17 protein-coding genes are annotated in these 18,012 nt (G+C 71.5%); 5 read left to right on the forward strand and 12 right to left on the reverse strand.

Annotated features, from left to right (window positions below):
* Together OG709_RS11630 and OG709_RS11635 are read right to left on the reverse strand one after the other, a co-directional pair.
* Positions 1-180, reverse strand: a complete 180-nt coding sequence (locus tag OG709_RS11630) for a DUF397 domain-containing protein (protein ID WP_250298495.1) — start codon at positions 178-180, stop codon at positions 1-3.
* A 20-nt stretch (positions 181-200) separates the two neighbouring features.
* Positions 201-359, reverse strand: a complete 159-nt coding sequence (locus tag OG709_RS11635; RefSeq protein ID WP_323136637.1) for a Scr1 family TA system antitoxin-like transcriptional regulator — start codon at positions 357-359, stop codon at positions 201-203.
* 163 nt (positions 360-522) lie between these two features.
* Between OG709_RS11635 and OG709_RS11640 the strand changes: the two genes are divergently transcribed.
* Entirely contained in the window at positions 523-1,368 is an 846-nt protein-coding gene (locus OG709_RS11640; protein ID WP_326694877.1) for a hypothetical protein, read from the forward strand.
* 90 nt (positions 1,369-1,458) lie between these two features.
* Here OG709_RS11640 and OG709_RS11645 read toward each other — a convergent pair whose 3' ends face one another.
* The 9 genes from OG709_RS11645 to OG709_RS11685 form a co-directional block, all read right to left on the reverse strand.
* On the reverse strand, positions 1,459-1,644 hold the full coding sequence (locus OG709_RS11645) for a hypothetical protein (RefSeq protein ID WP_250298497.1): 186 nt from the start codon (positions 1,642-1,644) through the stop codon (positions 1,459-1,461).
* A 211-nt stretch (positions 1,645-1,855) separates the two neighbouring features.
* A complete protein-coding gene (locus OG709_RS11650; RefSeq protein ID WP_266643122.1) occupies positions 1,856-3,751 on the reverse strand; it encodes a phospholipase C in 1,896 nt (631 codons plus the stop codon).
* A gap of 203 nt (positions 3,752-3,954) precedes the next feature.
* Entirely contained in the window at positions 3,955-5,265 is a 1,311-nt protein-coding gene (gene efeB, locus OG709_RS11655) for an iron uptake transporter deferrochelatase/peroxidase subunit (RefSeq protein WP_329165938.1), read from the reverse strand.
* Positions 5,262-6,563 carry an EfeM/EfeO family lipoprotein gene (locus tag OG709_RS11660; RefSeq protein ID WP_329165939.1) on the reverse strand — a complete coding sequence of 434 codons (1,302 nt, stop codon included), beginning with the start codon at positions 6,561-6,563 and terminating at the stop codon, positions 5,262-5,264. The genes efeB and OG709_RS11660 overlap by 4 nt, the downstream gene beginning before the upstream one ends.
* A 196-nt stretch (positions 6,564-6,759) precedes the next feature.
* Positions 6,760-8,259 (reverse strand): CoA-acylating methylmalonate-semialdehyde dehydrogenase, encoded by a 1,500-nt coding sequence (locus tag OG709_RS11665; RefSeq protein ID WP_326694873.1) that lies wholly within the window; start codon positions 8,257-8,259, stop codon positions 6,760-6,762.
* 11 nt (positions 8,260-8,270) lie between these two features.
* Entirely contained in the window at positions 8,271-10,163 is a 1,893-nt protein-coding gene (iolD, locus tag OG709_RS11670) for a 3D-(3,5/4)-trihydroxycyclohexane-1,2-dione acylhydrolase (decyclizing) (protein WP_329165940.1), read from the reverse strand.
* Complete coding sequence (iolB, locus tag OG709_RS11675) at positions 10,160-11,080, reverse strand: 5-deoxy-glucuronate isomerase (RefSeq protein WP_329165942.1); 921 nt, start codon at positions 11,078-11,080, stop codon at positions 10,160-10,162. Before iolB ends, iolD begins: the two co-directional genes overlap by 4 nt.
* Complete coding sequence (locus OG709_RS11680; protein WP_329165943.1) at positions 11,080-11,982, reverse strand: Cgl0159 family (beta/alpha)8-fold protein; 903 nt, start codon at positions 11,980-11,982, stop codon at positions 11,080-11,082. Before OG709_RS11680 ends, iolB begins: the two co-directional genes overlap by 1 nt.
* Positions 11,979-12,995, reverse strand: a complete 1,017-nt coding sequence (locus OG709_RS11685) for a 5-dehydro-2-deoxygluconokinase (protein ID WP_250298556.1) — start codon at positions 12,993-12,995, stop codon at positions 11,979-11,981. Before OG709_RS11685 ends, OG709_RS11680 begins: the two co-directional genes overlap by 4 nt.
* A 187-nt stretch (positions 12,996-13,182) precedes the next feature.
* Here OG709_RS11685 and OG709_RS11690 point away from each other — a divergent pair, with 187 nt between their 5' ends.
* The 3 genes from OG709_RS11690 to OG709_RS11700 all read left to right on the forward strand — a co-directional run bounded on the left by OG709_RS11690 (position 13,183) and on the right by OG709_RS11700 (position 15,064).
* Positions 13,183-14,082, forward strand: coding sequence for a sugar phosphate isomerase/epimerase family protein (locus OG709_RS11690; RefSeq protein ID WP_250298505.1), 900 nt, complete (start codon positions 13,183-13,185; stop codon positions 14,080-14,082).
* 291 nt (positions 14,083-14,373) lie between these two features.
* Entirely contained in the window at positions 14,374-14,568 is a 195-nt protein-coding gene (locus OG709_RS11695) for a helix-turn-helix transcriptional regulator (RefSeq protein ID WP_250298506.1), read from the forward strand.
* A 175-nt stretch (positions 14,569-14,743) separates the two neighbouring features.
* The gene (locus tag OG709_RS11700; protein ID WP_250298507.1) at positions 14,744-15,064 is read left to right on the forward strand and encodes a heavy-metal-associated domain-containing protein; all 321 of its coding nucleotides are present in this window, start codon (positions 14,744-14,746) and stop codon (positions 15,062-15,064) included.
* A gap of 148 nt (positions 15,065-15,212) precedes the next feature.
* On the opposite strand, the gene OG709_RS11705 is transcribed toward OG709_RS11700, so the two are convergent.
* A complete protein-coding gene (locus tag OG709_RS11705; protein ID WP_326694869.1) occupies positions 15,213-16,460 on the reverse strand; it encodes an FAD-dependent monooxygenase in 1,248 nt (415 codons plus the stop codon).
* Between the two features lie 180 nt (positions 16,461-16,640).
* On the opposite strand from OG709_RS11705, the gene OG709_RS11710 reads away from it, so the two are divergent.
* Positions 16,641-17,357 carry a TetR/AcrR family transcriptional regulator gene (locus OG709_RS11710; protein WP_250298509.1) on the forward strand — a complete coding sequence of 239 codons (717 nt, stop codon included), beginning with the start codon at positions 16,641-16,643 and terminating at the stop codon, positions 17,355-17,357.
* The last annotated feature ends 655 nt before the right edge of the window (positions 17,358-18,012 follow it).

Here is an 18,012-nt window from a genome sequence, read left to right on the forward strand (position 1 = left end):
TCACATGTGGCCGGACTTCACGGCAGCCAGGAGAGCGCGCAGACCGTGGGGATCGGTACGGAGTACGGCGCGAGGGGCGTCGCTCTCGCGGAGGTGCAGCCCCTCGGGGGACGCGGCCAACTCTACGCAGTTGTTGTCGTCCCCCGTCCCGGAGAACGAGGACTTCTGCCAGTTGGTCATCTGAGGCACTGCGGGGCCTTTCACATGTCCTGCGCGATGCGGTGAATGAAGTCACGCGACGCGGCGGCGGAGAGCGCCGCGCCTTCGATCTTCTCGTAGAGAGCACGGTATTTCTGCAGCTGAGGCGCAGCATCGACGAAGATACTGCCGTGCGCCGCGTCCAGTTGCACCGTGTCCAACTCGGGTACGGCACCTCCCGCGTAGAGCACGGAGCCGGGTGCGCCGCTCGGTCTCGGAGGGCGGGACGGCAAGGGTGTGTGGTTCGAGCTGCACCTCGCCACTCTCGCTGTCGGTCCCGGCAACTAAACTTCCTTGCCACAAGCGAACACAAGGGGTGGGGACATGAAGGTAAGCAGCGCCGCGATAGGCGTGGCGGCGGTCGCGGCGGTCGTGGGGATGACCGGTTGTTCGGCCGACACCGCCAAGAAGGCGGCCGACGGAGCCGTGAAGGTGGCGGCGCAACCGCTGGCCGCGCTCCAGCGGGCGACGGAGAGCACGAAGAAGTACGGGTCCGCCGACGTCGATGTCAGAACCTCGGGGTCCGGCACCCCCACCACGGAGATGGTCGGGACGTACTCCTGGGGGAACGGTCTCTCCCTCGACGTGCAGATGGACGCGAAGTCCAGCGGAATGGCCTCGCTGACCTCCGGCAGCACCATCAACGTGCGGATGACGCACGGCGCGTACTACTACCACGTCACCCCGCAGGCGAGCGGCCCGCTCAAGGGCAAGCACTGGATGCGGGTCGACATGTCGGCCGTTCTGGGGAAGGGCGCGGACGCGTTGGCGGCCAGCAACGCCGACCCGACGCAGGGCCTCAAGTCGCTGAAGTACGCCAAGGACGCCAAGGTGGTGGGCAAGGAGACCGTCCTCGGCAAGGAGACGACCCACTACCGGGCCACCGTGTCCAAGGAGGACCTCGGAGCTGCCGGGGCCGCGCTCTCGCCGGAGGACAAGAAGTCGCTGCTCGGCGAGTTCACCGGGACCGTGGACTCGATTTCCTACGACGTCTGGGTGGACGGCCACGACATGCCGGTCCGGATGAAGGAGAACATCGGCGCGATGAAGGTCGCGATGGACTTCAAGGAGTTCGGCCCCGCGAAGGACGTCAAGGCCCCGCCGGCCTCGGACACCGCGGATCTGACCGACGCGGTCAAGGGACAGCAGTCCGGCCAGACGGCCGGCTGAGTCGCCGGCCGGTCCGCTCTGCGGGCCCGGGATCGTCAGGAGGCCGCCGGTCGCCCTTCTCGGGAAGGGTGACCGGCGGCCTCCGTCAGGTCAGCGGGTGACCGGCTCGGCGATCCTGAAATCGCTGCCGTTGCGCACGCCGAGCCTGATCTCGATCTCGACCCGGCGCGCCGACTCGTCCACCGTGAACTCCCGGCTCGCCTCCGCGAGCCGCGCCCGGCGGCGCTGTCCCCGGTAGCGGAAGCAGACGCCGATCCGGTGCGGCCCCGGCGCCACGGTGATCTCGGTCGTCCCCCCAGCGTCCCCGGCGTTCCCGCCCGTCGATCTCGATGAACGGTGCGGTGAGCAGGTGGTGGAACCACGCTGCGGGGAGGGACGGTCTGATCCGTACTGCGGTCAACACCCCTTGATCCGGCATGCGTTCGCGCTAGGCCGACCCGTATCCGGGCGCGCCAGGGCGCGACAGGGCGTGCCCGGATCCGAGATGTCAGCTCTCCGTACGGCCCCTGCGCCTGCGGACCGCGAAGGCGACGCCGCCCGCGGCGACCAGCGCCGCGGCGATCCCGGCCGGCAGGACCGCCGGGGACGGGCTGCTGTCCGCGAGGTCACCGGCAGCCAGGTCGGAGCGGGCGGTGAGGCCCGCCTGCGCCGCCGCGCCGTGCGGGTGCGCAGGGTGCGAGGGGTGACCCGGGTGGGTCGGGTGGGTCGGGATGGATCCGACCGACCGCACCGAGCCGTCCGTGTTGAGCAACACCTGCTTATTGTTCGGGTGCTTGAAGTCGAAGGCCGAGGTCAGCGAGTTCGCGCGGGCGTCGAAGGAGGCGTCACCGATGCGCCCGGTGTGCCAGTTGTCCTCGATGAACCGGGTGATCGAGGTCTGCTCGGTGCGCGTGTGGTCGACCGAATTGACCTTGCTGTACGGGGAGATGACCATCAGCGGCTGCCGGGTGCCGGGGCCGCAGCGGTCGGCGTAGCCGCCCGCCGAGCGCGGTCCGGCCTGGCAGGCGGGGCTGTCGGTGGCCTTGCCGTTGGAGCCGGTCGCGGTGTCCTTCGAGCCGTTCTGCGGCTTGGCGTACGCGTGGTCGTACCAGCCGTCGGAGTCGTCGTAGGCGAGGACGACCGCGGTGTCCTTCCACGCCGGGGACTGCTGGAGCTTGTTGATCTGGCCGACGAGGAAGTGCTGCTCGTCGATCGGGTCGGAGTAGGCGGCGTGGCCGTCCTGGAACTCCGCGGCCTTCAGGAAGCTGACCGCGGGCAGCTTGTCCGCCTTCAGCGCGGAGTCGAAGTCCGTCAGGTCGTAGTTGTGGTTCGCCTGACCGTTGTGGCCGATCTCGCTGACGTTCTTCGGGGCCAGGTGGTGGGGGTTGGACGTCGACTTGTAGTACTGGAACGGCGAGTGGTGCGGGCTGTAGTCGACGGACGCGGCGCCGCCCACATTGGTGTGGGTGTTGCCCGCGCACTTCGCGTACTCGCCCTGCTTGCCGCTCCAGGCGGTGCTGGGACGGAAGCCGCCCTGGAACCAGCCCCAGCTGACGTCCTGCTTGTTGAGCAGGTCGCCGATGTTCTTGCCCTGCATCGTGGCGAGCGCGTTCTTGCTGGTGTGGTCGCCGTCCGAGCAGTCGTCGTACGCCGGGTCGGGGTCGTTGACGACCGTGCCGACGCCCTTGGCGTCCGGCGAGAGGACCGTGTACGGGTCGGGGGTGGCGGTCTGCTTCGGGTGCTCCGTGCCGGAGGCCGGGTCGACGGAGGTCACGCCGTGCGTCTGGCCGGAGATCAGGTTGAGCGCGCCGGGCGTGGACGGGCCGTAGGTGGTGCTGTACGAGTTGTCGCCGAGCGAGTAGTGCTGGGCGTAGTTCCACAGCCCGGTGACCGTGTTGCCGTCGTAGTAGTCCATGACCAGGCCGGGCTCGCCGAAGAGGTTGCCCGAGCACTTGCCGGAGTCGGTGTTCTGGACGTACTGGTCGGCCTTGCCGCCGTTGGCCGCGTACTGCTCGGCCGCGTAGTTGTGGTTCTGGTCGCAGGTCAGCGCCTGGGACGGGGAGAGCCGCCGGGGGGCGTACTGGTTCGGGTTCTTCTTCAGCAGCCCGGCCGCGCTGAGGGTGTCGATGTTCTTGGGCGTGTGCTTGTCGGCCGTGAACTTCGTGCCGTCGGTGTTGGCCGCCTTCGGGTACGTACCGAAGTAGTGGTCGAAGGAGACGTTCTCCTGGAAGATCACCACCAGGTGCTTGACCGGGGTGGCCGTCGAAGAGCCGCCGTGGTGGCCGTGCGACTGCGCGAACGCGGGGGCCGAACCCCCGAGGACGGTGAGCGCCGCAGCTCCGGCGAAGGCGCCCCACCGTATCGCCCGGCGTCCGGGCCCCGCCGTTCTCCCTGTGCTGACCATGCTCTCCGTGCCTCCGCTGTCGACTGTCGCCGGTGGCTGCCGGGTGGCTGCCGTGTGGCTTACGGAGAGCGATGTTCCGCCGGGTCCACGACCTGGCGACTGCGCGGCTGTGTCGCCGGGGTGAACAGGCAGTCAGGAAGTCCAGGCCAAAACTTGACCGCCTCTTGACCGTTGGCGCCGCTCGTCGAAGGTGCCGGGAGGGCCTACGCGAGCAGCGCGCGGCCCAGCCAGTCGGCCCGGTCGCGGACCCCCGGCAGCGCGAAGAAGTACCCGCCGCCGAACGGCGAGATGTAGTCCACCAGCGGCTCCCCCGCCAGCCGCTTCTGCACGGTCTCGAACTGCCGGGCCAGGTCCTGCTGGTAGCAGCAGAAGAGCAGCCCCATGTCGAGGTTGCCGTTGGAGTCCATGCCCCGGTCGTAGTTGTACGCGCGCCGCAGCAGCCGCTGCTGCTCGGACTTCGGGGTACGGGGGTTGGCCATCCGGATGTGGCTGTCCAGTGGGATCACATCGCCCTTGGGGTCCTGGGCGTACCGCGGCGCGTCGAACTCGTGCGTCCCGTCGAGGGGTGCGCCGGTGTCGCGGTTGCGGCCGAACATCCGCTCCTGCTCGGTGAGCGAGACCCGGTCCCAGAACTCCACGAGCATCCGGATCAGCCGCACCACCTGGTAGCTGCCCCCGGTGGCCCACTCCGGCTCCGGGCCGCCGTCCACCCAGACGAGACGGTCCATCGAGGCCTGGTCGGTGACGTCCGGGTTCGCCGTGCCGTCCTTGAAACCGAGGTGGTTACGGGGGGTGCCGCTGGGCCGGGAGGGGCTGGTGAAGCCGTCCATGCGCCAGCGCACCTGCATGGCGCCACGGGTGTGGCGGGCGATGTCCCGCAGGGCGTGCAGCACCACGTCGGGGCTCTCGGCGCACAGCTGGACACTCACGTCACCGTGGCAGGAGGCCTGTTGGAGATCGTCGTCGGGGAAGGCGGGCATGGTGGTGAGCCGCAGCGGCTTGCGGCTCTTCAGCCCGAAGCGGTCGTCGAAGAGGGACGCGCCGACGCCCGCGGTGACGGTCAGCCCGCCCGCCGGGACCTGCGGTCCGAGGACCCCCGAGTCGGCGGGCGGGGCGGTGATGCCGAGCGGGGGCGGGGTGCCGCCGGTGGTCAGGAAGCGGGCCCGGTCGGTGAGCGTACGGAACAGTTCGGTGAGTTCCCTGCGGCCGTCGGCGGTGACGTCGAACGAGGCGAACGCGGTGGCGCGCTGCGGGGGCTGGAGGATGCCCGCCTGGTGGGCGCCGTGGAACTCCGTACGTGCGGGGCTCTGTTCGGCGTTCAGTTCGGCGGACACCTGCGGGTCGGCCCGGGGCCGGTCCGCGCCGACCAGTCCGGCTCCGGCCACCACCGAACCCACGCCCAGCGCCGCGCTCCGCAGGAAGCCGCGCCGGCGCACCTCGCTGTGCGTACCGCCGTCGGTCACGCTCGTACCGTCCCCGGTCGTGCCCGTCCCGCTCGTGCTGCCCTCGGTCATGCCGTCCTCCGCAGGTCACAGATGGCCGCGACCGACGACAGCAGTTCCGTCGCCTCGCTGACATCGCCGTTGAGCCGTTCACGGTCCGCGGTCGCCAGCCGGTCCAAGGGTGTCCAGCGACCGTCGTGCCCGAAGCCTTCCACTGTGCGCTCCGTACGGTCCAGCCAGGCGTCCGTCCGGGCCAGATCCGGATCGCGGGTGGTGAGCAACGGGCGCAGTACGGAGAGGAGTTCGCGGGTGCCGTCCAGGTTGGCGCGGACGGTCGCCAGGTTGCTGCCGCTGCCGAAGTCGGTGCGCCCGGTCAGTTCGAACCGGATCGTGTTCTCCAGTACCTCGTGGGCGCGCAGTCCCAGGTCCGCCGGGTCCATCCGCTGTTGCGGCCAGCTGTCGCGCAGGGCGTGGACGGCGTGCGCGAGCCGGTCGGTAGGGCCGCGCAGCGAGGCGGCCGACTCACCGTGCCACAGGCCGTACTCGACGCGGTGGAAGCCCTGGAAGTCCGGGTCGTGCGGGCCCTCGGGCAGTCCCGCGTCGGTGCCGTTGACGGCGGCGTCCGCGTCACCGAAGGTGCCGTAGGCCGCGCCCATCCGCTCGTACACGAGATGCGCGGGCAGCCAGGCCTTCCGGGCCGCGGCCAGGTCACCGCTGTCGACGGCCTTCTTGAGCACGTCCGTCTTCCGGGCGAGTTCGATGGTCCGCTCGCCGATCCACTTCTGGTACGTCAGCGTCGGCGGGATCAGGTCGTGTTCGGTCACCGGCACCACGTGCGGGCCGCCGCGGGCGTTGCCCGGGATGCGTACGGTCGGTCCGGTGACGGCGTCCGCGTCGTCGGGCAGACACCGGAACGCGTACGAGCCACCGCCGAGTGTCACCCGCATCTCGCGGGCCGTGCCGGGGGCCAGTCCCTCGACCTCGGCGTGGACGGCTCCGGTCCGGGGGTCGACGAGGTCGACCTCGGCCGGGCCGGTGGAGGTGTTGCGCAGGTCGAAGATCTGGGTGCCGGGGCGGGGCCGGGTCCAGCCGTGGCCGCACGCGCCGAGCGAGACCTCGACGGAGGTGTGCCGCAGACCGTCGGGGGTCGCGGATCCCGATGAGTTCGCCGCGCGTCCTGCCGCCGGGGTGTCGGCGGCGAGGAAGGCACCGAGGGTGACCGCGGTGACGGTGGCCAGGACGGCGACCGCCGCCCATATTCGGCGGTGGACCGCAGGGGTGTCCACGGAGTCGGAGCCGGTGCTACGGACCGGGCCGGTGCCGACACCTGGGTCGGTACGGGAGTCGGAGCCGGTACGACGGCTGGGCACAACGGGGCTCCGCTCGGACGGCAGTCGGGGGAGGTCGGACGCCGTTCATGCTAGGCATCCGTCCCCCGCCCCAACTACCGTCCGGGGCCTCTCCCGGTGGCAGTTCCCCGAGAGTTCACCGTGGTGACATCCCAGGGACCGGGGGCCCCGCACCACGCGCTCCGGGCCGGGGCGGGCGACCCGGAGCGCGCGATCCTCAGTGGTTGCTCGGGAAGCCCAGGTCCACACCGGCCGGGGCGTCGGCCGGGTCCGGCCAGCGGGTGGTGACGACCTTGCCGCGGGTGTAGAAGTGCACGCCGTCGTTGCCGTAGATGTGGTGGTCGCCGAAGAGCGAGTCCTTCCAGCCGCCGAAGGAGTGGTAGCCGACGGGGACCGGGATCGGGACGTTGACGCCGACCATGCCCGCCTCGATCTCCAGCTGGAAGCGGCGGGCCGCGCCGCCGTCGCGGGTGAAGATCGCGGTGCCGTTGCCGAACGGCGAGGCGTTCATGAGGGCGACGCCCTCCTCGTACGTCCCGACGCGCAGCACGCACAGCACCGGGCCGAAGATCTCGTCCTTGTACGCGTCGGAGTCGGTCGAGACGTTGTCGAGGAGCGAGAGGCCGATCCAGTGGCCGTCCTCGTGGCCCTCGACCGTGAAGCCGGTGCCGTCGAGCACGACGTCGGCGCCCTGGGCCGCCGCGCCCGTGACGTACGAGGCGACCTTGTCCCGGTGGACCTTGGTGATCAGCGGGCCCATCTCGGACGTGGGGTCGTTGCCGGGGCCGATCTTGATCTTCTCGGCGCGCTCCCGGATCTTCGCCACCAGTTCGTCGGCGATGGACGCGACGGCGACGACGGCGGAGATCGCCATGCAGCGCTCACCGGCCGAGCCGTACGCGGCGGACACGGCGGCGTCGGCCGCGGCGTCCAGGTCGGCGTCGGGCAGCACCAGCATGTGGTTCTTCGCGCCGCCGAGCGCCTGGACGCGCTTGCCGTGGGCGGTGGCCGTGGTGTGGATGTGGCGGGCGATCGGCGTGGAGCCGACGAACGACACCACGTCGACGTCCGGGTGGCTCAGCAGGGTGTCCACGGCGAGCTTGTCACCGTGCAGGACGTTGAGCACACCGTCCGGCAGACCGGCCTCGGTGGCCAGTTCGGCCAGCCGGTTCGCGGCGGACGGGTCCTTCTCGCTGGGCTTCAGTACGAAGGTGTTGCCGCAGGCGATGGCCAGCGGGAACATCCACATCGGCACCATGGCCGGGAAGTTGAAGGGCGTGATGCCCGCGACGACACCGATCGACTGGCGGATCGACGAGACGTCGACCCGGGTGGAGACCTGGGTGGACAGCTCGCCCTTGAGCTGGGTGGTGATACCGCAGGCCAGCTCGACGATCTCCAGACCGCGGGCGACCTCGCCGAGCGCGTCGGAGTGCACCTTGCCGTGCTCGGCGGTGATCAGCGCGGCGATCTCGTCGCGGTGCGCGTCGAGCAGCGCGCGGTAGCGGAAGAGAATCGCGGTGCGGGCCGAGAGGGAGGCGGTGCCCCACGTCTCGTACGCGGCCTTCGCCGAGGCGACCGCCGCGTTCACCTCCTCGACGGAGGCCAGCGCGACCTGGGTGGTGACGGCGCCGGTCGCCGGGTCGGTGACCGGGCCCCAGTTGCCCGACGTGCCCTCGACGGCCTTGCCACCGATCCAGTGGTTGACGGTCTTCATGTACATGCTCCTTAAAGATGGCGGCGTCGGGCTGCGACCTGCCGGTCGTACTCCTCCCGGGCCTCGACCGCCGACGGGCGGGTCGCGGTCTCAGCTACCGGAACATCCCACCACGCCTGTGCCGGAGGGGGCCCCGACACTGTGTCTGCGGTTTCGGTCTCCACGTAGACACATGTGGGACGGTCCGACGCACGCGCCGCGGCCAGAGCTTCCCGCAGGTCACGCACCGTTTTCGCGCGCAGCACGGTCAGGCCGAGGCTGGCCGCGTTGGCGGCGAGATCGACGGGCAGCGGCGCGCCCGTGTACGTACCGTCCGGGGCCCGGAAGCGGTAGGCCGTACCGAAACGCTCGGCGCCCACCGACTCGGAGAGACCGCCGATGGAGGCGTAGCCGTGGTTCTGGAGGATCACGATGTTGACGGGCAGGCCCTCCTGAACGGCGGTGACGATTTCGGTGGGGTTCATCAGATACGTGCCGTCGCCGACCAGGGCCCAGACGGGGCGCCCGGGGGCCGCCAGCTGGACGCCGATCGCGGCCGGGATCTCGTAACCCATGCAGGAGTAGCCGTACTCGACGTGGTACTGGTCGCGGGAGCGGGTGCGCCACAGCTGGTGCAGGTCGCCGGGGAGCGAGCCGGCCGCGTTGATGACGATGTCCTCGCCCGTCACCAGGGAGTCGAGCACCCCGAGCAACTGCGCCTGGGTGGGCGGCCGGTCGTCGTGGCGGACGGCGTACGCGGCGGTGACCCGACCCTCCCAGTCGGCCTTCGCCGCGTGGTAGGCGCCCTCGTACGCGGCGGGTACCCGGTGGGCCCGCAGTGCGTCGGTCAGCAGCTCAAGGGTGGCGCGGGCGTCCGCGACCAGCGGGAGCCCGGCGAGCTTGTGGGCGTCGAAGCCGGTGATGTTGACGTTGACGAAGCGCACGTCCGGGGCCTGGAACAGGGTGGACGACGCGGTGGTGAAGTCGGAGTAGCGGGTGCCGACGCCGATCACCAGGTCGGCGGCGCGGGCGAGCACGTCGGCGGTGGCGGTCCCGGTGTGGCCGATGCCGCCGACGTCCGCCGGGTGGTCGTACGGCAGCGAGCCCTTGCCCGCCTGGGTGGACGCCACCGGGATGCCGGTCGCGTCGGCGAGCGCGCGCAGGGCGTCCTCGGCGCGGCTGTGGCGGACGCCGCCGCCCGCGACGATCAGCGGGCGGCGGGCGGCCCGGATCGCGGCGACCGCGTCGGCCAGTTCCCGCTCGTCGGGCCGGGGCACCGGCACCCGCCAGACCCGCTCGGCGAAGAACTCCTCGGGCCAGTCGTACGCCTCGGCCTGGACGTCCTGGGGCAGCGCCAGCGTCACCGCACCGGTCTGCGCGGGGTCGGCGAGGACCCGCATCGCGGCGAGCACGGCCGGGATCAGCGCCTCGGGGCGGGTGATCCGGTCGAAGTACTTCGAGACGGGACGCAGACAGTCGTTGACCGACACATCGCCCGCGTACGGGACTTCGAGCTGCTGGAGCACCGGGTCGGCGGGGCGGGTCGCGAAGGTGTCGCCGGGCAGCAGCAGTACCGGCAGGTGGTTGACGGTGGCGAGCGCGGCGCCGGTGACCAGGTTGGTGGCGCCGGGGCCGATGGAGGTGGTGACGGCGTGCGCGGAGAGCCGTCCGGACTGCCGGGCGTATCCGACGGCCGCGTGCACCATGGCCTGTTCGTTGCGGCCCTGGTGGTACGGCATCGTGTCCGGGCCCGACTCGACGAGCGCCTGGCCGATTCCGGCGACGTTGCCGTGGCCGAAGATGCCCCAGGTGGCGGAGATCAGCCGGTGGCGGTGTCCGTCGCGTTCGGTGTACTGGCGGGCCAGGAACGCGATCAGGGCCTGGGCGGTGGTGAGCCGCCGGGTGGCGGGAAGGGTGGTGCTCATCGGGGGTCCGCCTCCGGTTCGTACAGGGGAAGCCGGGGGCCGGGGTCCGCGCCCGGCCCGTACAGGGGAAGCCTGGGGTCGACGGGCTGCGACTCCCAGGCCGTACGGATACCGGCGTGGTCCGGGTGGTCGCTGATCAGCCACTCACGCTCCGCGCCCGGCCCCGCCATCACATTGAGGTAGTACATGTCGTGCCCGGGGGTGGCCATCGACGGGCCGTGCCAGCCGTCGGGGATCAACACCGTGTCCCCGCTGCGGACTTCGGCCAGCAGGTCGGTGCCGCCGGGCCTGGACGGGGAGACCCGGTGGTAGCCGGGGCCGTCGCCCGCGATCTCGAAGTAGTAGATCTCCTCCAGCACGGACTCCTCGCCCGGCCGGTACTCGTCGTGCTTGTGGGGCGGGAAGGAGGACCAGTTGCCGCCGGGCGTCAGCACCTCGACGGCGATCAGCCGGTCGCACGCGAAGGTGTCGGCGGCGGCGAAGTTGTTGACCTGGCGCGAGCAGCTGCCGCTGCCGCGCAGCTCGACGGGAACCTCCGGCGCGGAGCCGTAGCGGGCGGGGAGACGTCGCTCGCACTTCGCTCCTGCCAGGGCGAAGCGGCCTCCCGCGCCGGAGGAGATCTGGGCGTGGGCGTCGCGCGGTACGTAGGCGAAATCACTGACTCCGCTGAACACCCCTGCTCTGCCGCGCAGTTCCATGATCTCGCCGTCCACCTGGACCGTACATGCCCCGGCGAGGGGCAGCAGGATCCATTCGCTTTCTTCTGTGGAGAGAAGATGTGTGCTTCCCGGCGCGAGTTCCAGGATCCGCAGCGCGGAGCGGTCCCATCCGGCCTGCTCGGGGCCGATGTCCAGGGCGTACGGGCCACGGGCCGCGCTCCCCGCCCGTACCACCAGATCGTCGTCCGTCATCACCATCAGTGCCTCCCGGGCGGTCGGAGCAGTCCCACGGCGGTGTCCACGGCGCCCGCCACGTCCCCGTCCAGCGGGTAGAGCAGTGTCCGCCCGGCCACCAGGCCCTGGACGGTGGGCAGTCGGAGGGCCAGGCGCCACCGCTCGTACATGTCCTCCTGGGCAGCGCCCGGTGCGCCGCCGAGCAGGACGGCGGGCAGTGTGGAGGTCTCCATCACCCGGGCCATGTCGTCGGGGTCGGCGGTGACGGGCACCTTCAGCCAGGTGTACGCGGAGGTGCCGGCCAGCCCGGAGGCGATGGCGAGGGAACGGGTGACCGCGTCGGCGGTGAGGTCGTTGCGGAGCTGCCCGTCCACCCGGTGGCAGATGAACGGCTCGACGAAGACCGGCAGTCGGAGGGCCGCCATCTCGTCGATGGCGCGGGCGGTGGAGTGCAGGGTGGCGGGCGAGCCGGGGTCCTCGTAGTCGATACGGAGCAGGAGCTTGCCCGCGTCGAAGCCGAGGCGGGCCAGGTCCTGGGCCCGGTGGCCGGTGAAGCGGTCGTCGAGTTCGAAGGCCGCGCCCGCGAGCCCGCCGCGGTTCATGGAGCCCATCACGACCTTGCCCTCCAGCGCACCGAGGAGCAGCAGGTCCTCCAGGATGTCGGCGGTGGCGAGCACCCCGTCGACGCCCGGCCGGGAGAGGGCGAGGCAGAGGCGTTCCAGCAGGTCCAGCCGGTTGGCCATGGCGAGGGACCGGTCGCCGACGGCGAGCGCGCCGCGGGCCGGGTGGTCGGCGGCCACGATCATCAGACGTCCGCTGTCGCCGATGAGCGGACGGCGGACGCGGCGGGCGGCGGCCTCGGCGATGGCTTCGGGGTGGCGGGTCCGCAGGGCCACCAGTTCGCCGAGGGGGATCGGCCCGGTCACGGCCGGGCCGCCCGGAGGGCCTCGTCGACCTCGGAGGCGTACGGCATCGCGGAGGAGCAGGCGAGCCGTGAGGCGACGATGGCGCCCGCCGCGTTGGCGTAGCGCATGGTGCGGTCCAGTTCCCAGCCCGCGAGGAGGCCGTGGCAGAGGGCGCCGCCGAACGCGTCGCCCGCGCCGAGGCCGTTGACGACCTCGACGGGCACGGGCGGCACTTCGGCGGTGCGGCCGTCGCGGTGGACGGCGACGACTCCCTTGGGGCCCTGTTTGACGACGGCGAGTTCGAGGCCGTGGCCGAGCAGGGCGTCGGCGGCGGCGTGCGGGTCGCGCTCGCCGGTGGCGATCTCCACCTCGTCGAGGTTGCCGACGGCGACGGTGGCGTGGCGCAGGGCCTGCGCGTAGTGGGGGCGGGCCTCTTCCGGGGCTGCCCAGAACATGGGACGCCAGTCGAGGTCGAAGACGGTGAAACGGGGCGTGTCGGGCCCCTCCGGTACGTGAGCGGCGGAGCCCGGTGCGGGGCCCGGTGCGGACCCCGGGGCGGAACGCGGTGCGACGGGCCGCTCGACGGACCGCGCCGCCAGCGCGGCCAGCGTCGCCGACCGGCTCGGCTCCGCGCACAGCCCGGTCCCGGTCACCCAGAACACCCGCGCCGCCCGGATCGCTTCGAGGTCCAGCTCCGCCTCGTACATCTCCAGATCGGGTGCCTTCGGCTGCCGGTAGAAGTACAGCGGGAAGTGGTCAGGCGGGAACACCTCGCAGAAGGTGACCGGCGTCGGCAGGCCTGCGACGGGCGTCACCCACCGGTCGTCGACCCCGAACCCCCGCAGTTCCTGGTGCAGGTACTCACCGAACGGGTCGGCGCCCGTCCGGGTGACGACGGCGGTCCGCCGCCCCAGCCGGGCCGCCGCGACCGCGACGTTCGTCGCCGAGCCGCCGAGGAACTTCCCGAACGTGTCGACCTGCGCCAGAGGTACTCCGGCCTGGAGCGGGTAGAGATCCACTCCGATCCGGCCCATCGTGATCAGGTCGTACACCGTGCACGTCCTCTCGGTCGGCAAGCGGGCCCCTGGGCCATGGCCCCACTGGTACCCCGGGCCACAGGCCCACAGGTCTAACTCTCCCCTCGGACCCCTGTCAACGCATTGTCCTTACATTCGGACGAACGCTTGACAGCTTTCCGGGGACGGCGGAAGCCTTACCCGTATGACGCACATCCGGATCGGTTCCGCGCCCGACTCCTGGGGGGTCTGGTTCCCCGAGGACCCGCTCCAGGTCCCCTGGACCCGCTTCCTCGACGAGGTCGCCGCGTCCGGATACGAGTGGATCGAGCTGGGCCCGTACGGCTATCTGCCCACGGACCCGGCCCTCCTGGGCGACGAGCTGTCCCGGCGCGGGCTGCGCGTGTCGGCCGGGACCGTCTTCACCGGGCTGCACCACGGCCCCGGCGTCTGGGACGCGACCTGGGCCCATGTCGCCGAGGTCGCCGCCCTGGCGCAGGCGGCGGGGGCGCAGCACCTCGTCGTCATCCCGTCGTTCTGGCGCGACGACAAGACGGGCGAGGTCAAGGAGGCCGACACCCTCGACGCCGGGCAGTGGCGGGAACTCACCACCCAGACCGAGCGGCTGGGCCGGGAGGTGCGGGAGCGGTTCGGGCTGCGGATCGTCGTCCATCCGCACGCGGACACCCACATCGACACCGAGGAGAACGTCGCCCGCTTCCTCGACGCGACCGACCCGGACCTGGTCGCGCTCTGCCTGGACACCGGCCACTACGCGTACTGCGGCGGGGACAGCGTGCGGCTCATCGAGACGTACGGGGAGCGGATCGGCTATCTGCACCTCAAGCAGGTCGACCCGGCGGTCCTGGCCGAAGTGCGGGCGGAGCAACTGCCGTTCGGGCCCGCGGTGGCCCGTGGGGTGATGTGCGAACCGCCGAACGGTGTGCCCGCGCTGGGACCGGTGCTGGACGCCGCGCGACGCCTGGACACCGGCCCGGCCGGTCTGTTCGCGATCGTGGAGCAGGACATGTACCCGTGCCCGCCCGACCGCCCCCTGCCCATCGCCCGCCGCACCCGCGCCTTCCTCCGGTCCTGCGGGGCGTGAGGTGACCTGACGGCAGCCGGCCGGTCCCGGCGGGGCCCGCCGGCTGCCGGCGCCGTTCGCGCATCGGCGCTCTTCATCCCCATGTGCCGCTTACGTCACAACAGTTACCCCCTCGTCACGCATGTCGCCGTTACGCGGACCTTCCGTCACGGGAGATCAACAGCCTCTCCTCCACCCTCTTCGGCCGCCGTTGTCCGGGGAGAGGCTGAATTGATCACCAATGCGCCGACTCCGCGACTCCCCCGACGGCCGCCAGGCCGGCGTCGCGGACGGCGCTGGGAGGCGTCGAAGATGACCGACCGAAGGCTCTGGTCCTACAAGGAGATCGCCGCACACATCCGGGTGCAGCCGGACACCGTCCGCTCGTACCGCAAGAACGGGCTGCTGCCGCCGCCGGACCGCGTGGAGAACGGCAAGCCGTACTGGTTCGCGGACACCATCCGGCTCTGGGTGTCACGACGGCCCAGCAACAGGGGCAGATCCTAGGAGCGGGGCCGCGTCCACCGGAGTGCCCGTCGGAGCACCCGTCGGAGCACCCGTCGGAGCACCCGCTCGCGAAAGTACCCCCTAGGGGTATAACGTGGCAGACGCCAGGGATCACCGGCATTCCCGCGACCCCCTGGCGCACCATGGAACGCACATCCGCGCAGAGGAGAGCAGCATGACCGCCGAGACCCCCCAGGCAACCCAGACCACCGACACCGACACCGCCTCCGGCTGCTGCGGCGGCGGAAGCTGCGGCGGCGGCGCGGCCGAGGTGGAGGTGGGCGCGGTGACCACCGTCTACCAGGTGGCCGGGATGACCTGCGGCCACTGCGAGGGCGCCATCTCGCTGGAGATCGCGGAGCTTCCCGGTGTCACCTCGGTGACGGCCGTCGCCGCCACCGGCCGGGTGACCGTGGGCTCCCGGGCCCCGCTGGACGAACAGGCCGTACGCACCGCGATCGACGAGGCCGGATACGAGTTCGTGGGCCAGGTCTGAGTGAGCCAGGTCTGAGTGAGCGGGCCTGAGCGAGTCGGGTCCGGTCGGGCCGGGCCCGGCAGACCGGCCGGCGGAGCCCCGGAGCCCGGAAGGGCTTCAGGGGCTCGCCGTCGTTTCCGGCCGCCGGGACCGCGCGGGGTTACACCCCTCACTGGTCGGCCAGGCCGGACTCGGCGGGTCTGCCGGAGTAGTCGGGCAGGTCCGCGATGCTGCTGATCTTCTCGCCCATTTTGAGCATCTGGTTCAGGAACAGGGGCCGGGACAGCAGGCCGTTGCGGAACCTTATGCCGCGCGCGGTGCCGGGCGCGAGGAACTTCCCGGTGCGGTCGCCGCTCTTCTGGCAGCCCTCGGCGTACCGCCGGAGCCGGTTCTCGTACCGGGTGAAGGCCGCCCGGTGGTCACCGTCGGCGCGCGCGAGTTCCCCGGCGAGCACATAGGCGGCGACCACGCCCGTACCGGTGCCCATGCCGCCGATGGTGGCTCCGCACGCGGCGTCGCCGACGAGAGCGACCCGCCCGGTGGACCAGGTCGCCACGTCCGCCCGGCTGATCGAGTCGAAGTACAGGTCAGGGGCCTCCCGCAGCGAGGCGAGCAGCCGGGGCACCTCCCAGCCGAGGCCGGAGAAGGCCTGGGCGATCAGCTGCTTCTGCTGCTCGGGGTCGTGGCGGTCGTACGCCAGCTCGTCCGCGGCGAAGACGAAGAAGGCCCTGGCCCGCTCCGGGTTCCGGTGATCGACACCCACGGAGGCGAGCCGTCCCGGCACGTTGTAGCCGGCCGGCCCCTTTCCCGGACCGAGGTAGTTGGGAAGCGTCCAGGCGGCGGCGTAGTAGCCGAGATGACTCACGAAGTCCCGTTCGGGGCCGAAGGCCAGCTGGCGGACGTGGGAGTGCAGCCCGTCCGCGCCGATCACCAGACCGAACTCGCGTGACGCCCCGTGCCGGAAGTCGGCCCGCACACCGGTGGGGGTCTCGGTGAGGCGGGTGATCGAGTCGCCGAAGACGTACTCGGTGTGCGGGAGGCTGCGTTCGTACAGCACCCGGGCCAGGTCGCCGCGGAGCACCTCCACGGCGCCCCCGGCGAACTCGGCGGGCAGCCGCAGCAGCGTCCGGCCGTCCTCGCCGACGAAGTGCATCGGACTGCCGCCGGTCTGGATCCGGCGCAGTTCGGGAAGCAGGCCCATCCGTTCCAGCACGGTCAGGTGGGTCTCACCGCGGAAGTCGACGGCCTGGCCCCCCTCGCGCAGCGCCGGAGCCAGCTCGACGACGGTGGGCTCGAAGCCGTGACGCCCCAGCCAGTAGGCCAGCGCGGGACCGGCGATGCTCGCGCCGGAGATGAGGACCGTCCTGTTCGTGTTTCTGGCGGCGTTCGTGTTTCTCGTGGTGTTCGCGTTGTTCATGGTTCCTCCATGGCGGGGCCCGGCCCGAGCGCGACCGGGCAGCACTGAGCAGCACCGGACGACATCGAAACTGCGTCCATTGGATACTGTTATTTACTGTGTACCATAGACACAGTTCGCCTCGCACGACAAGAGCCAGCCACTCGTGCGACAAGACCCAGCCAGGAGGGCGCGACCGGCATGGCCGACACGTACGCAGAGACGGCACGGCTGCTGTGGGGGCCGCACCCCAAGCCGGCCCGGGGCCCGAGGCCGACCCTCGATCTGGACCGGATCGCGCGGGCCGCGGTCGAGATCGCCGACACCGCGGGGCTGGCCGATGTGTCCATGCAGCGGGTCGCCGCGCAGCTGTCCGTCACCAAGATGGCGCTGTACCGGTACGTGCCCGGCAAGGCCGAGCTGGTCGCCCTGATGGTGGACGCGGCGATCGGCCCCTACCCGGCAGCAGAGGGGCCGCAGGAGGGCTGGCGGGAACAGCTGGAGGACTGGGCCCGTCGGCTGTACACCGTCTTCCACCAGCACCCGTGGGCGCTGGACGTCACCAGCGGGCCGCGGATCATGGGGCCCGGGGAGCTGTCCTGGATGGAGCGCGCCATCTCCGCGCTGGACGGTACGGGGCTGAGCGGCGCCGAGCGGATGGACACGGCCGTCCTGCTCACCGGGCACGTCCGCAGCATCACCCAGCAGGCCGTCGCGGCGGGCCCCGCGGACAACCCCGGGGCCCAGCTGGGCGCCGTCCTCGGCGAGCTGATGCGGACACACGGCGAGCGCTTCCCCGCACTCACCGCGGCGCTCGCCTCGGAGGCCCGGTCCGGGGGGCAGGACCAGGCGTGGGAGTTCGGCCTGCAGCGCATCCTGGACGGCCTGGCCGTGATCGTCGAGCAGCGACCGCACTGACCGCACCGCCCGCGGAACGGCCCGACCGGAGGGAGCGGCCCGACCGGAGGGAGCGGCCCGACCGGAGAGAACAGGCCGACCGGAGGGAACGGGCCGACCGCGCGGAACAGGCGGCCCGGAGTCGGGCACACTCCGTGCCCGTACGTGGAGATCCCCTGGCGGCCACCGCCCCCCGCCTCGCCCTTCAGGGGCAACCCGCCGGACACCCGGCCGTCACACGGCGACCACCCGGCACGCGACAGCGGGCCTGTTCAGCCCCGTGGACGTGGGTTTTGTCATGGCCAACTCTTCGCTGTTCGTAGTGACAAACAGCCCGGGATTGCGTACCTTCACATGACGTTCACAACGAGACTTAGATCACACGCTTTGTGGGGTAACCATTCCGGTGGGTCGAGTGTCTAAGTGAACGATGCCACGGATGTCTTGGGGGACGTCCAACGGAATGTCTTGGGGGACGTTCCAGGCAAGCGTTGGCCGGGGCACGTGCCACGGGGAGCTTGAGCGGCCCTCCCGTCGAGTACGTACCCCGGCAGACCGCGCCAGCGGTCACGCGCTCACCAGACGCCCGGACCGGATCCCGTGGGGGGAATCCGCCCGGGGAAACGGAAAGCGCCCCGTACGTCGACCCGTGGGGGGATCGGCGGCGGGGCGCTTT

This window comes from Streptomyces sp. NBC_01267, assembly GCF_036241575.1.
GTDB lineage: Bacteria > Actinomycetota > Actinomycetes > Streptomycetales > Streptomycetaceae > Streptomyces.